Below are 13981 nucleotides of genomic sequence, written 5' to 3'. Positions count from 1 at the left end.
GTGACGAGGTGGGGTTGGGTGCTGCTGGGGACGCGGTGCAGCAGGCCAGCGTCTTCCAGGCCGTCGATGAGCGCCGTTGTGTTTCCGTCCGAGGTGGAGAGGTCGGCAGCGAGGCTGCTCGGGCTGATGTTTGGGGTGATGGCGATCACCAGCAGGGCGGTGAGCTCGACCGGCGTCATCGCAAGGCTCCTCGCGACATGGCTCCGAAACCGTCCATGAGCTTCGTCTAGACGGTGCAATGTTTGGGACAGCGGAGCAACTGCCTCAATGGAGTCATCGGGGTGGCCAGTCATGTTTAATCCTTCCACGCAGCTTGATGTTCCTTCAACGGTCGTCAGCTATCAACCCGAGGAGGTTTAGACGCTCTTTCGGACAAGCGAGCTAGGTGTGACGGTGGACGGCTCGACCGGTCGAGGAGCGAGGCGTGACGAAGTCGACGCCATTCGTCTTCGGAGCATTTTGGTGGCCCATTCCGTCGGCCATACGAGAAGGCCGGCGGCGAGAAGGATGACGCCGCCTGCCTCGCCGTTGACGGCAGAAGCCGCCCCCGTCAGGAGCAGGGCAAAACCTGCGGCGTCGATGCACCGGGACGCCCACAGGATGGGCGGGACTGATCGGGCCATAAGAGTTAGCGGGCCTGGAGAGAACGGCGGTGAGCTTCGCGAAGAGCCCGAAGCCTTTCGTCGCTGTCCTGGACCGGCCCGGTGGTCGCGTTTCGGCGTGCAAGAACCAGCGTGCTTGTCGTGGCTGCGAGTAGGAAAACGATGCTGACGAGGGCAATAACCACGATGGTGCCTCCATGGGCAAATGCGTTGACGATCGAGATTCTCCGTAATGGAGTGTCTTCATAAAACAGTATCTTGGTAGTGTCGTCATGCCCCAGAACGGGGCGGCTCCGCGCCGCCCAGCCATGATGGCCGCATCACTTGGCCATTCCCTCTCCGTGCCAGGGTTGCGAAGGATCGGGTTCCGGGTGGGGTTGGCTTCTACCGTTTGAGGTCTTTGCGGACGGTGAGATGTTCCCTCACGGCATGCTGCCACCGGGGATGTTTCGACCCCCGGCCGGTGGGAGTAACGATTTGATAGGTGGTGCCGGTGGCGTGGAGGTGTCCGTGGCCGATGAGGATGCTGCCGAGTGTTTCGGTGGTCTCCCACACGCCCGCCCGGGTGCTCCGGAGTTGGAAGACGCGGCCGTTTAGCCGGATGAGGGTGTGTTGCCCGCTGGCGTGGGGCAGTGGCGCGTCGTCAAGGTCGATCGGTTCCACACTGCCCCCTGGATTAGTAGGCCCATCCTTATCCGAGGAGAGATCCAGGGGTGGGTGATTTTCCCCGTGTCGTCCCACCCGTACTCGCGAACCCGGACCGCCGGCAGAGGCCCTAGCTGAAGTCGTCGCTGCTGGCTTGGAGAACGACGTCGGCCAGGCTCTTTAGGTACTTGTGTGTCATGGCTCCGTCAGGAAGCCTGGTGATGAGAGCGTCATACCGGGTAAGGACATCGTGGACAGCGTTCCGGCCGGTTGGGGTGAGGACGAGGAGCAGGCTGCGTCGGTCGGTGGGGTGTTGCAGACGGGTGAGATAGCCGGCGGCGTCTAGCCGGTCGGTGACGGCGGTGATCGCGCCGGTGGTGAGCTGCAGGTGGGCGCGAAGCTGACCTGGGGTGACCGGTTCGTCTTCCGCGAGTTGCAGGAGAGCGTCAAGGTCCGTTGTTCCCACCCCGAGCTGGTGGGCGGCAGTATCGAGAAAGACGCGGTGCGCGTGGTCGAACGCGAAGAGAGCACTGCGAATAGTCGCGATGGGGTTGGCGTCCGGCTCGGGAGGTGAGGGCTCGAGCGTGGTTTTGGGGTTGGGTGTGGTGTTGACCGTCGTGGTCATCAGGTACTCCGTATCTGGGACCATCCATGGTCCGCTTCACCCTGACTCAACCACCACGGGTCCCTGCTGTCATTCCCCAAAAGGGGGAATGAAATAAACAAGGTGGATGGGGCTTCGAGGTGCGTGTTTTCGAGGCGGGGCCGGGCCCGGTGTGCGATGCCGAGGTTTGCCACAGTGAGTGTCACCTCGGATACTTTAAAAATCAGCCGCCACGGGTCAAGTGGTGCCGATGTCCCCACAAGTGGGTCCTCTCTGGGGGTTCGTAGCCCTAAGCCGGCTTTGATTTGCGAGGGCACTGCTCGAATCTCGGTAGGGGGCCAGTATCCGGATGGCTGTTGTGTGCTTGTTCGGATGCTCGAGGCGACAATACGAAGTCGTTTTGCGCTCGAGGTTGCCTGGCGCGGTGGGTGGCAGAGGGCCGTGGTGACACTGGACCCGACACCGAACCCCTGGGTTGAGTGCTGTGGTGAGTCGTGGGTCTGAGCACTTGTGGTGACCACTTTGGCGACGTAGACGGTTCTGTCTTGCGGGGAAAGTGAAGGTCTCATATGGTGTGCTCGTTACGGGGAGCCCGGCCGGTAAACCACATTTTGTGGGCAAATCCGGTACTGATCGCCAGAGACCAGCTCGAGGCGGGGTACCTGTAGATGGGAATTGCGCATGCGCGCTCTTCGATTACGTCGCACCAAGACAATGCTTGCCACTACTGCCGTTGTTACGGCGTTGATTGGTGTTGCCTCCACGGGAATGGCGGCGCAGGCCGCGACGCCGGTGTTGCCGCCGGTGAATGGTCAATTCGATTACCAGATCGGCGGGGCATACACACCGTCGTCGACGGTGTCGATTGTTGACCGGGATCGGTCGGCGAACCCGGTGTCGGGCAAGTACAACATTTGCTACGTCAACGCGTTCCAAACCCAGCCGGGCGAGAAAACCTTCTGGACCGGGTCTCATTCGGATTTGCTACTGAAAAACAGTAACGGCAGCTATGTCGAAGACCCCGACTGGCCGGGGGAGTACCTTCTGGACACGTCAACTGCGTCAAAGCGGACCAGTATTGCCGGCATCATCAACGAGTGGATTGATGGTTGTCAATCAAAGGGGTACCAAGCTGTCGAACCGGACAACCTGGACTCGTGGACGAGGTCAAGCGGGAAATTGACCAAGGCAAACGCGGTGGCATACGCCACCCTATTGACCACCCGCGCGCATGCCGATGGTCTTGCGATCGCTCAGAAGAACACGACTGAGCTCGATTCCGCAGGAAAGAACACAGTCAAGTTCGATTTCGCCATCGCGGAAGAGTGCCAATTCAATACCGAATGCGACGCCTACACGAGCGTGTACGGGAACAACGTCATCGAGATTGAGTACACGGACAATGCCCGGAGCGCATACACGGCTGCGTGTGCAACGCAAGGGAAAACCATCTCCGTCATCCTCCGTGACCGAGACGTGGTCCCTAGTGGCGATTCGGCCTACCGGTACGAATACTGCTGACGTCAAAGGCCTCTTGAACAGCGCGCCCCGGTCGGGGCGCGCTGTTCGACACCGATGCGTTTGATCCACCGAGTACGGGGCTGGGCGACTGGATTATGCGCGGCGGAACAGTTTGGTCTCAGGCGGCCTGCGCCCCGCGGTGTCGCGCATCGGGGGGCGATGACCGGCGCTTAGCGAGTGGTCTTTATTGCTCGCACTCCCTGACGGCGAAGGTTGATCATGGCAGTCGTGGATTTACTCTCTGGTGTGACAAACAATTCTGAAGAGGCAGCTGCCCTCTTCCCTCTTGTGGAGGCAATGTCGGCTTTGCAAACGGCGGAGGCCCTCCTTCGCTGGCGACTGCGGGATCTTTTTGACCTTAGGGCTAACGAGATGGTGGCGTTGGAGTACCTGGCGCGCTTGGAGCACCTTGGTCAGCCCGTTCGTGTTCTTGACGTGGCCCGTGTGCTTGGTGTGACGAACGGTGCGGGCACGATCATTGTGGCTTGTCTTATGGAGCGAGGCTTAGTGACTCGCACCGAGAATCCGAGGGACGGCCGCAGCAAGCTGTTGCAGTTGACCCCCAAGGCAGCCACGGCATTTGCCGATGCCCTCGGGGGCTCCCGCATGGATCTCCGAATTCTTCTGGCGGGCCTCTCGTTGCGGGAGCGGAAGCGATTGATTGTGCTTCTCACTGCGGTCACAGACTCTCTAAATCGCAGCGGGTTTGCCGCTAGTACCTGAATGCGTACCGGCGGGCCGACCAGAAGGGTCATCGCAGGAGCTCCGCAACACACGTGTTCAGAGTTGGGCCTTTGCCCGACGGTCTTTCAGGCGCCCGCCATCGCTGAACGCTGATCGTGTCACGAACGGGTAACGCTCGTGAGAGCGACCAATCCCTTTCGGGGTGGGGTGGCGAACACCTGGCATCGGGCAAACGCCCTTGGAACATCTACCGGGTGTCCCGGATTCATCCAAGCAACACCCATCAAAGGATTTAGTTATGCGTAAGATCTCCAAAGCTGGAATCAGCTTCGCCGCCGCTGGCCTTCTCGTGACCGGTGTCGTCGGCGCCGGTGTAGCCGCGAACGCCGCCCCCACCTCGAACGTGCACCTCGCCGCATCGTCCTCGACGGTCCCCGCGCCCCTCGCCGCGGTTCCCGAGGTCTTCGGTGGCGACACTTCCGTTGCCCTCGACAGCAACTTCCTCGCTGCGCTGAAGAGCCTGAAGCTCACCCCCGGCACCTCCGGCAACGCGAAGCTTTCCGGCACGGACATCTCGTTCCCCATTACGGGCGGCTCGCTGGCGTACTGGAACCCGAAGGGCGACTACCGTCCCTACGTGCAGGGCATCCTCCAGCACACCGGGTCCGGTCTGACCCTGAAGGCCGGTTCGACCACGGTCACCCTTGAGGATCTGACGGTCAACCCGGGTAACTCGAAGCTTTACGGTGACGTCCTCGTCAATGGCAAGGTCGCAGCCGAGCAGGCCTACATCTTCTCCCTTCACGGCGGCACGCTGAAGCCCCTCACCATGGACGGTAAGAACGGTGTCCTCACTGGCACCACCGTCCACGTGTCGGGAACGGCTGCGAAGCTGCTGAACTCCACGTTCAAGACCGACGCCGTGAAGGCCGACCTCCTCGTCGGTGTTGCTACCATCAGCGCCCAGATCACTAAGTAACACCCTGGGAAGAGCCCACCGCACGATGTGAGGTGGGCTCTTCCCCTTATGCGTGCTCGCTCCCGAAGGCGGGCACGGGAGAGTCTTGTCCTCTCGCATAGAGGATGAGATCAGCTCGGAGAGTGGATACCTCCGGGCGCCCGATGGGAGCCCACCACACCTTTAGGTGCGGTGGGCTTTCGGCAGTCCGGCAGGAGTGCCAGTCGTTTATAGTGCAGTCGTTTAGGCTGGGCATCACAACGATAAAACGCGGAGGACACGTTCGTGTCGGTGGTTGCGGGTTAGCTGACGGGAGTGGATGAGTCCAACGGATTTATTCGCAGTGTCTGGCTTGGGGCCTGTCCGGCCGTCCTGCAAATGGGTGGCCGATGAACACCCCCCCCCGGCACCGGTTCTGCCCCGCGCAACGACGCGCAGGGCAGAACCGCTCGCAGCCCTCCTCGACCGAGGAGGGACGACGAACAGCCCCTCTCTAATAGAGACGCAGTCCTGAGACGCCGCAAGGTCAGCCAGGAATGGCCGGCAGCCTCTAATGAGGCGCGGCTTGGGCAGGATCCTCGAGGGCTTGTGTCGGAGATGGTGTTCCTACCAGGGCTCGGTACAACGTGGCCCTGTCGACACCAAGCTTTCGCGCCACGACCGTTTTCGGCACCCCTGTCGCGACGAGCTCACGTGCCTCGGTGACTTGGTCTGGGGTGAGCTTCTTCGCCCGGCCGAGGTACCTGCCGGAGTCTTTCACGATCCGAATCCCTTCTGCTTGCCGCTCCCGGATGAGAGACCTCTCGAACTCGGCAAATGCACCAAGCAGGTTCAACATCAATTGCCCCATCGCATCCTCGGCATCACGGCCGTAAGTTTGCTGTTCCTTGACGAACGCGACGGTGGCGCCTTTCCCGGCAACCTCGTCGACAATGTCCCGAAGGTCCCGTAACGATCTGGCGAGCCGGTCCATGGAAGCAACCCGGACAACATCACCATCTCGGACGTACCGAATGCACTTCGCCAAAGCAGTCCGGTCGGTGCGGGACCCGCCGGACAGTTTCTCCTCGAACACCCGATCGACCGGGCCGATGGCCTCGAGCTGACGATGGAGGTTCTGGTCGGTCGACGACACTCGGACGTAAGCAACGGTCTGTGTTTTGTGGGGCGTCACGTCTAGACCCCACACCTATGCCGCAAAAGTAGGGATTTGGACTCTATTGCGACGCGGTTTGGGTCTTTACCATGTGGGGTGTTGAGGTATACCCCAACGCGCGCTCTCCTGCCGTGGGTAAGTTTCGTTCGGCCTGCGGCGGTGTTGATGGGGTGGAACAGACCCGAACCGCGCCACCCCATCTCGAGCCGACCCCGTGGGGTTCAGGAGGATCTCTCGACCGGAGTGGCGCCAAACGTAGTCCAGTTCGGCAAGCCCGGGCCACGAGTCCGTCGGTATCAAGACAATTCAATTCGTCGGCCGCATGTCTTCCCGCGATGCGTGGTCTGCAAAAACGTGTGTCGGTGGCTATCCCCAGAACGGGGGTCGACGGGTGGGGGTGGGGGAGTCGTACGTTGAGGGTGCTTCTGGGATGGGCCTTCAGGTCCCGAGGGAACACCCCCGCCCGAAACTGGTGTGTTCTTCGCCATGTCAGAAGCCAGCGCCTCACTGTTGAGGGAAAACCCGCAGAGTCCTGCGACAACCTTCTACCCGGATTGCGAAGGTGTCGCAGGACACTGGGCTTTCCTTCAAGTGGGACGTGTCCAGGGGTAAGGCGAGGTGCATGTTGCCGGATACGACGCAAACCCACCGTGATGGCCCACACGTCTTGAGGTGGCTGGCCGTCGTGCCAGACCCGAAACGCGTCGAATCTGCAGGCCAGCTCCGCCGCATAGTCGTGAAAGCGGACGAGGGCCTGGGCGCTAGTGGCCGCTGAGGTCCCAGACGGGGGCGACGTATTCGCGGTTCCACCCGGCCCGCATGCGGGTCACGGCCCGGTCGTAGGCTTCGAGGAGGTTCATCGTGGGCCGGACCATTGACTGTAATTGCAGACCTTCGTAGAGGGCGATGAGTTGCTCGGCGCCGCGGGCCGGTTCCATAGTGGACGGTTCCCTCCCGGCTCGGATGTCGGCGGCGAGTTGGTGGGCGACCATGAGGTGGAATCGGTGGTATTCCTCGTGGAGGAATGACGCCATCGGGTGTTCCGGGGTGGCGGCGACGTTCACTGTCGCGGACAGTAATCGCATGAGGGCCGGGTCGTCGATGTTCGCTTGAACGATCCCGCGAAGAAACGCGGCCGCGCCGGAGCGTTCCGCGACGGGCAGGATGAGGCGCATCCGTTGCCCGTTCCAGTAGTCGATCGTCGCGATCAGCAGATCATCCCAGGTGGGGAACCGGGCCGTGACTTCCTGCACGGTGACTTGCGCTGCGGTAGCGACGAGGTCGAACGTGGCTTCGTGGAATGCGAACCGCCGGAATACGGTGATGGCGCCCTGGATGACCTGGAGACGCGATTTGGTGTCAGTTGTTTGCAGCACGGAAACCGGTCCGGGGAATGAACCTGTTGCCGGCACTTCGACTTGGGGAGCAGTAAACGCGGGCGAGGCTGACGTATCGGGCATGCCGTCACGCTAATGAACCAAGGGGTGGTGGTTGTAGGCCCAGTTCAGGGCGCAGGCACTCCTGCTGGCACCTGTTCTGGGACATCCCAGAAGGTTGCGCGGGACCTGCGTTCGCGGTTCGATTGACGCGTGTCGGATGGGGATCTGGCATGAAGCGCGAACCACTGAACGTGGGGTCTCCTGGCAGGAGGGCCTCACCGCAGTGGGAGCTTCATACGCTTGTTCCGGCTTTGTCATCCTTGGGACAGCTGGTAGGAGTGGGAGGGACGTTCCCGGGTGCCTTGCTGATTCCAACGCACCCGCAACCACGGGAATGTCTTAGAGGCTCCCGGTCTGTGACCGGGAGCCTCTTCTCATTCTCTGGCCAGGGGTCATCGGATGCCGAGGTGCAGCCGGAGCGCTTGCTCCCACCGCGCTGCCGCGATCGGTGCCCCGCCGGGAACGGCGGCCGTGTAGTGATGCCCGTGAAACACGAGCCGGCCATGGTTGATGCTGGTGGCCCTGATGTGTTCGGTGATCGTCCACACGTGATCCGAAATAACCGTGAGTTCAAGCATGCACGAACCGAGCTGAACCCTTTTGGCCTCGCCCTGTTTCGTCGGTAATACCGTGTCCCAGACGGTGATCGTCATGACGTGCCCCCCTTGGTCAGTCGCTGGCCTGCAACCGTCAGCGGTCATTCGGAGAACCGCATCAGGCGGTTTGCTCTTTCATTCGAATCGGGGATGCACGCTTCTCGATCGCCCTAGTGCCTGGCAGGTGGACCGTCCGCACAGACTTACTCGGCGATCCCGGTCCCGGCCCTGGTCGCGGCGGTGTCGATAGCGTTCGCGGCGTGGCGGAGGCAGTCGATCAGGCCGGCATCGAACACGCAGGGGGAGTTCTTGACGACGTCTTCGATAGCGGAGTTGTAGAGACCCATGATGCTGTCCATGGCTTCTTCACCACGGAAGGTGAGGGTGAGTAGTTGGCTTCGCCGGTCGGTGGGGTGGGCGATCCGTTCCACGTGTCCTGCCTTGTCGAGCCGGTCCACCATCGCGGTGATGGCACCGGTTGAAAGGTCAAGCTCTGCGGCGAGGTGTTTCGGGGTGCAGTTTTCGGTGCTGCCGATGAGGAAGATAGCTGTCAATTCGCCGGTGGAGAAGCCGAGGTCGTGGGCGAGGCGGTGCCGGATCCGTCGATGGGAGGCATCTATCTCTACAAGGGCGGCGCTGAGCGCTTCCACGGCAGCCAAAATCTCGGCCGGGTCCGTAGGGGCAGGTGCGAAGGTTCGGGTTGTCGAGGTCATCCGTGCTCTCTCTGGTTCGGGTGGGCCATCCGTGGCCGCATAGTCAGGGTAAGGACGCGGACACGATTCGGGATAGGCCCCCTAAATGGGGACTTTGCTCACTCATCAAACTAACCCACAATTGACCTAACGCACTGCAAAACCACCTGATAAACGACTTACAAGACGGCAAAGCCGACCGATAGTCGAACAAGTCACCAGTCCTTTCTTCTTCTCCCTCATTTACTTCAGGAGCCCACTTCGTGTCGAACCTCACCCCCGTCAAGGCCAAGCGGATTCGCTTCGCCCCGATCGCTCTGGCGACCGGCGTTCTCGCCGCCGTCCTCCTCTCGGTCACCATGACGGGCACCCTGTCGGGCTTCGCCGCGCAGATCACCAACTCGAACAACACCGCTGCCACCGGCGCCCTGACCATGCAGGAGCAGAACTCCGGCGCGACGGTCACCTGCACCTCCACCGACGGCGGCTCGGTCTCGAACAACACCGCCACCTGCGCCACGATCAACAAGTTCGGCGGATCGACCACGATGATCCCCGGCCAGACGGTCACCACGCCCGTCACCATCAAGAACACCGGCACCGTCGCCGCGAGCACCTTCACCCTCACCCCCGGCGCCACCTGCGCCCAGTCGAACTCGGGCGCTGCCAACGGCACCGCCACCGACCTCTGCGCGAAGCTCTCCGTCGTCATCACCAACACCACCGCGAACACGGTCGTCTACTCGGGCACGCTCGCCGCTCTCGCCGGCTCGTCGGCCTACACCCTCCCCGCCGTCGCCGCCGGTGGCACCACCGGCTTCAGCTTCGCCGTAACCCTCGCCTCCTCCGCCGGCAACACGTACCAGGGCCTGCAGGCATCGCTGCCCCTCGTCTGGAACTACGCCAGCTAAACCCGAATAACCCCACCTCACGGGCAGGGGCTCCGCCGAATCGGAGCCCCTGCCCCTCCTTTATGAAACGGACTCATCGCTGTGACGGACACTCGAGACACCACCCCGCACGACGTAGCACTCGCGTCGACGGTGGTCCGTCCCGACACGACGTCGACCACGCTGGCACCCCAGTCGATTGGCCTCGAGCGGATCACTCCGCGGCTTCGACGAAGCGTCCTAGTCACGGTTCTCTCAGCGTTGGTGGCAGTAGTGGCAACGACGTTGGTGGCTGCCGCGTTGCTGTTTCACCTCCACGGCGGGTCTTGGTTTATCGTCAAGACCCCGTCGATGGGGACTGCTGCCCCCGTCGGCAGTCTCGTTCTCACCACCCCCACCACAGTGGCCGACCTGCATGTCGGGGATGTGGTCGCGTTTCACCCGCCCACTGACACCGGCGAGACGTACACACACCGGATCATCAAGATCAGCAAGGCCGGTCTCCTCACCACCCGAGGCGACATCAACGGGGCCACCGACCCTTGGCAGCTGACAAACCAGAACCTCGTCGGAAAAGCGACCACGATCCTTCCCGGTATCGGCTGGCTCATCCGAGGCCTGCCGATCGTGCTCCTCGGCATCGTCATCGTATTTTTTGCCACTTCCCGGGTACGGAACGCCACCCGGAGAAGCGCCTACCGGATCTCCGGGATGTCTCTTGCGGTCTCCGTCGCGGCGTTCGTGCTGAAGCCATTCACCGGGGTCGTTGTGGAGCAAGTCACCACGACCGGCGGTCACCCCGGCGCCACCGTTGTCTCCACCGGCCTTCTCCCCATCCGGGTCCAGGCGGTCCACGGGACCCACGCGGATCTTCTTACCGGGCAGGTTGGACATGTGACTGTCCCCGCGTCGGCGCATCAGGCGTTCTACAGCCTGTCCACCGGCCTGCACCTGGGGTTCTGGGGCTGGGTCATCCTGATCGGGGTATGCTCCCTGCCGTTGCTGTGGACGATGACCGTGGGACTCCCTCCCAAAGAAGAGACCGCCGCGTGACCGGCAGGCCGAGTCACACCAACGGCCGTCGGGTACGCCCGTCGCGGGTCCGCCTCGGGTTCTTGGTGGTCGGTGTTGCCGCTCTCACAGTGGCTGCAGTGTGGGCGGTCTCGGGTGCGACCCCGTTCGCAATCGCCGGGTTCACCGCGAAGATCAGCAACAGCAGCAACACTGCAGCAACGGCCCAGTACTTCAAGTGCACCAATGCGGAAGCCGCCGATAAATCCAGTGCCCTGTTCCAGTACTACCTCAATGAAGCATCCGGGTCGACAACGGCCGTTGACAGTGATGGCAATTCGGCCAACGGCACCTACCAGGGCACGATGACGACCAGCACGGCCACCCCGATTGCGTGCTCAAGAGACACCGGCAGCGCTTACGTGCTCAACGGCAGCAGCAGCTTCGTCTCCACGCCGACGTCGTACGCGAACCCGACCACGTTCAGCGAAGAGGTCTGGTTCAAAACCACCGTCGCGGGCGGCCTGCTGATCGGTTTCGGCAGCAACCAGGTGAGCTCTTCTGGCCAGCACGACCGACAGATTTACCTCAACACGTCAGGAAAGCTCGTCTTCGGCACCTACAGCTCGACCGTGCAGGTGGTCACCTCGCCGCTCGCGTACAACGACGGAAAATGGCATCACGTTGCCTCGACCATGTCCGCCTCCAGTGGCATGCGCCTCTACGTCGATGGGACCCTGGTGGCATCAAACGTGAATTACACCGCCCCGGAGAACGCGACCGGGTACTTCCGTATCGGCTACGACACCATCTCCGGTTGGCCGGGCACCGCCAGCAACTACTACTTCACCGGACAGATGCGGTACGCCGCCGTGTACTCCACCGCCCTCACCGCACAGCAGATCAGCAACCACTACGCCGCCGGACAATAGCCACAACCCCACCCCACTGACGGCCCGCCCGGATCAGGACCAAACCATGAACACTACTTCTGCCCGCACCCCGGTCGACGTCAACGAAGCCGACCTCCTCGCGCTCCTCGGCGCCTATCAGCACCTCCAGGCACAAAACCTACGGATGAGCACCCACCTATCCGCCGATTTGGGACTCCGCCCGGCGGACCTCCGTGTGCTGCTGTATTTGTTCCGCACCGAGAACGTCTCCCCACGGGACCTCGCGACTCTCCTCGAACACACGACGGGATCGATCACCGCGATGGTCGACAGGCTCGAGAGAATGGGACACGTCGAACGACGTCCCCACCCCACGGACCGGCGCAGCCAAACCCTCCACCTCACCGACACCGGAATCGCAGCCGTTCAACACGTCCGAAACGCTTACCAGAACGCATTCGATGGGGTATTCACCGGCCCCGCCCTCCGCACCGCCTCCAAAACCCTCCGCGCCCTCGGCGACGCCCTCACACCTCACCGTCCTGTCAAGTAAGCCTTAGACGGACGTGGGGGACTCGCAGGACTCGAGGTATCACTTGGCAGGGTGGGCGGTCTCCGGCCAAGCACAAAAGATTCTCGCGCCGCAGGACCGGAACTGGTGAGTGCGGGGTCTCCTGCCCGGGCGGGAGACCCCGCGGCCACGCTTCACGGGCGCCAGATCAGAAGCATCCACATGGGGCGGGCCTTCGCCTGGGGTACCACCCCCCGGCATCACAACCGTAACCGAACAGAGGAGTGCGCAACAGGTCGTGGTCATCTTGACAGCCACGCTCAGGATGAGTCTGGAAGGGAAACTCTCGGGGGAGCGTTGCCGATCTAATTGTCGCAGGCGAGTAGCCGCAGAAGATCGGCTTCTATGTCCTCGAACCGGATGTGGGGGTTATTGGACCAGGAGGTGAGGGTCTGTTGCCACCCGGTGGCGCCGAGGATATGTCCGCCTAGAAGCGTGACCAGCGTCGCCAGATGCTGCTCCAATCCCAGCGCCCCAGGAGAAGGATCTTCCGTGTCAGGCTGGGGGTGTGGGGTGGCGGTGGCGGTGGGTTCCTGGTGAGGGAGACCCGTCGGTTTCTGATCCATCCCCACATGCTAGGAGGTTGCCTTGCCCGGGGCCTGCCCCACTACTGGGTGTCCACGACGCTCCACTGTCATGGTCGGATGCGGGCGTCCTAGGCGGATAGCGCCGCAAGCTCGAGCTGCTTTCGGAGAGCGCGGCAAGGCGCCCAGGTGGGGTGTGGCATTTCTGCCCATGCTGGGTGCATCACTCGGAACGAGGACGCGTCCGGGGGAGTGTGTGTGAGCTGATGGGCACCCGGTTGGGGTTCTAGTCGAAGTCGACACGGGTCCGTTTGGTCAAGGCGTGCGTATCAACGAAGAACCGACCCTGCCGGTGGCCGGTCGTATCGACAAGGCCGCCAAGGCGATCGCGTTAGACGCGGGCCTGCCTGCGGTGACTTTGCGTCGTGTCGTGGCCCAGACTGGTCTTGAGCCGGCCGTTGTCGCTCAGCAGGAACCCTCAATGCCAGCGCTAGCAGCGCGCATGTTCCGGGACATTGCCGCCGACGAACTCGCTGCAGCATGCGCCCATGTGGAAACTCTCACCACCGCTCGGGCAGCTCTGCAGTACCTGACCGATGACCTCTTCACCGGGGAACACACCAGGGAAGGCTGGCTCTGGGCAGACGGGTGGAGTGTAGGACGCCGAAACCCCGCCGTTGCGAAAGTGGCACGAGAAAGCACAACCCTGTGGGTCGAACTCGTGGCCAGCATCATCACCGCAGGCGTGACCAACGGAGAATTCAGAACCCGTGACCCGCATTTGGTCGCAGAACTGTTCGTCGCCCTGATCGACAGCCTCAGCATTTACGCACTCGTGGCACACAGCACCCCGACCAGAAGAGCTGCCATGGTCAAGGCATTCATCCGCGCCGCCCTTGACCCGACCTGCACTGTTCCCGCCACCTCACCCCGAGATTAGGAACTCCGAGGATTTGGTGCTGCCGGCACGAACGCCTCTGACGAGTACTAATGTATCCCTGTCTTATGAAGTCCGGGGTGACCATGCCGGGCCATCGAGCTGCGGGAACGACATCTCGAGACACGACGACCCCTGGCTTTTCAGGCATGTTCTGGGCGGGTGAACCGCGATCTGAGATGTCTCAAAAAACTTTGGTGGCCTCGACCGGTCGATGCACCGCTCGTTGATTCGAGAGTAGCGGGCGACGATTCGGCC

Annotated in this window: 15 protein-coding genes; 8 read left to right on the top strand and 7 right to left on the bottom strand. The window is 62.4% G+C overall.

Annotated elements, in window-relative coordinates; genetic code table 11:
• Together ITJ49_RS18345 and ITJ49_RS17295 are read right to left on the bottom strand one after the other, a co-directional pair.
• On the bottom strand, positions 1–179 hold a 179-nt coding region (locus ITJ49_RS18345; RefSeq protein WP_194606783.1), incomplete at its 3' end, for a MarR family transcriptional regulator.
• A gap of 1198 nt (positions 180–1377) precedes the next feature.
• Entirely contained in the window at positions 1378–1872 is a 495-nt protein-coding gene (locus ITJ49_RS17295; RefSeq protein ID WP_194606782.1) for a MarR family winged helix-turn-helix transcriptional regulator, read from the bottom strand.
• 660 nt (positions 1873–2532) lie between these two features.
• On the opposite strand from ITJ49_RS17295, the gene ITJ49_RS17290 reads away from it, so the two are divergent.
• The 3 genes from ITJ49_RS17290 (at position 2533) to ITJ49_RS17280 (ending at position 5035) form a co-directional block, all read left to right on the top strand.
• A complete protein-coding gene (locus tag ITJ49_RS17290; RefSeq protein ID WP_228514676.1) occupies positions 2533–3372 on the top strand; it encodes an endo alpha-1,4 polygalactosaminidase in 840 nt (279 codons plus the stop codon).
• Between the two features lie 219 nt (positions 3373–3591).
• The gene (locus ITJ49_RS17285; RefSeq protein WP_194606781.1) at positions 3592–4095 is read left to right on the top strand and encodes a MarR family winged helix-turn-helix transcriptional regulator; all 504 of its coding nucleotides are present in this window, start codon (positions 3592–3594) and stop codon (positions 4093–4095) included.
• Positions 4096–4354: 259 nt separating this feature from the next.
• Complete coding sequence (locus tag ITJ49_RS17280; protein ID WP_194606780.1) at positions 4355–5035, top strand: hypothetical protein; 681 nt, start codon at positions 4355–4357, stop codon at positions 5033–5035.
• Between the two features lie 529 nt (positions 5036–5564).
• Here the strand turns inward: ITJ49_RS17280 and ITJ49_RS17275 are convergent.
• From ITJ49_RS17275 to ITJ49_RS17260, 4 genes are all read right to left on the bottom strand, one after another.
• Positions 5565–6188, bottom strand: coding sequence for a recombinase family protein (locus tag ITJ49_RS17275; RefSeq protein WP_370544596.1), 624 nt, complete (start codon positions 6186–6188; stop codon positions 5565–5567).
• 743 nt (positions 6189–6931) lie between these two features.
• On the bottom strand, positions 6932–7630 hold the full coding sequence (locus ITJ49_RS17270; protein ID WP_194606778.1) for a TetR/AcrR family transcriptional regulator: 699 nt from the start codon (positions 7628–7630) through the stop codon (positions 6932–6934).
• A gap of 371 nt (positions 7631–8001) precedes the next feature.
• Positions 8002–8262, bottom strand: coding sequence for a hypothetical protein (locus ITJ49_RS17265; RefSeq protein WP_194606777.1), 261 nt, complete (start codon positions 8260–8262; stop codon positions 8002–8004).
• Between the two features lie 146 nt (positions 8263–8408).
• Positions 8409–8918, bottom strand: a complete 510-nt coding sequence (locus ITJ49_RS17260) for a MarR family winged helix-turn-helix transcriptional regulator (RefSeq protein ID WP_194606776.1) — start codon at positions 8916–8918, stop codon at positions 8409–8411.
• Between the two features lie 242 nt (positions 8919–9160).
• Here ITJ49_RS17260 and ITJ49_RS17255 point away from each other — a divergent pair, with 242 nt between their 5' ends.
• From ITJ49_RS17255 to ITJ49_RS17240, 4 genes are all read left to right on the top strand, one after another.
• Positions 9161–9808, top strand: coding sequence for a hypothetical protein (locus ITJ49_RS17255; protein ID WP_194606775.1), 648 nt, complete (start codon positions 9161–9163; stop codon positions 9806–9808).
• Positions 9809–9889: 81 nt separating this feature from the next.
• Positions 9890–10840: a signal peptidase I gene (locus ITJ49_RS17250; protein WP_370544595.1), complete on the top strand. Its 951-nt coding sequence runs from the start codon at positions 9890–9892 to the stop codon at positions 10838–10840.
• The gene (locus ITJ49_RS17245; protein WP_370544594.1) at positions 10837–11730 is read left to right on the top strand and encodes a LamG domain-containing protein; all 894 of its coding nucleotides are present in this window, start codon (positions 10837–10839) and stop codon (positions 11728–11730) included. The genes ITJ49_RS17250 and ITJ49_RS17245 overlap by 4 nt, the downstream gene beginning before the upstream one ends.
• Before the next feature lie 46 nt (positions 11731–11776).
• The gene (locus tag ITJ49_RS17240) at positions 11777–12244 is read left to right on the top strand and encodes a MarR family winged helix-turn-helix transcriptional regulator (protein ID WP_194606772.1); all 468 of its coding nucleotides are present in this window, start codon (positions 11777–11779) and stop codon (positions 12242–12244) included.
• Positions 12245–12567: 323 nt separating this feature from the next.
• Here the strand turns inward: ITJ49_RS17240 and ITJ49_RS17235 are convergent, their stop codons facing one another.
• Positions 12568–12828, bottom strand: coding sequence for a hypothetical protein (locus ITJ49_RS17235; RefSeq protein ID WP_194606771.1), 261 nt, complete (start codon positions 12826–12828; stop codon positions 12568–12570).
• A gap of 280 nt (positions 12829–13108) precedes the next feature.
• On the opposite strand from ITJ49_RS17235, the gene ITJ49_RS17230 reads away from it, so the two are divergent.
• Positions 13109–13726 carry a TetR family transcriptional regulator C-terminal domain-containing protein gene (locus ITJ49_RS17230; RefSeq protein ID WP_194606770.1) on the top strand — a complete coding sequence of 206 codons (618 nt, stop codon included), beginning with the start codon at positions 13109–13111 and terminating at the stop codon, positions 13724–13726.
• Positions 13727–13981: the final 255 nt, after the last annotated feature.

This window comes from Frondihabitans sp. VKM Ac-2883, assembly GCF_015350875.1.
GTDB lineage: Bacteria > Actinomycetota > Actinomycetes > Actinomycetales > Microbacteriaceae > Frondihabitans.
Note: the sequence above shows the minus strand (reverse complement) of the source record. Positions and strands in the feature narration are given on the sequence as shown.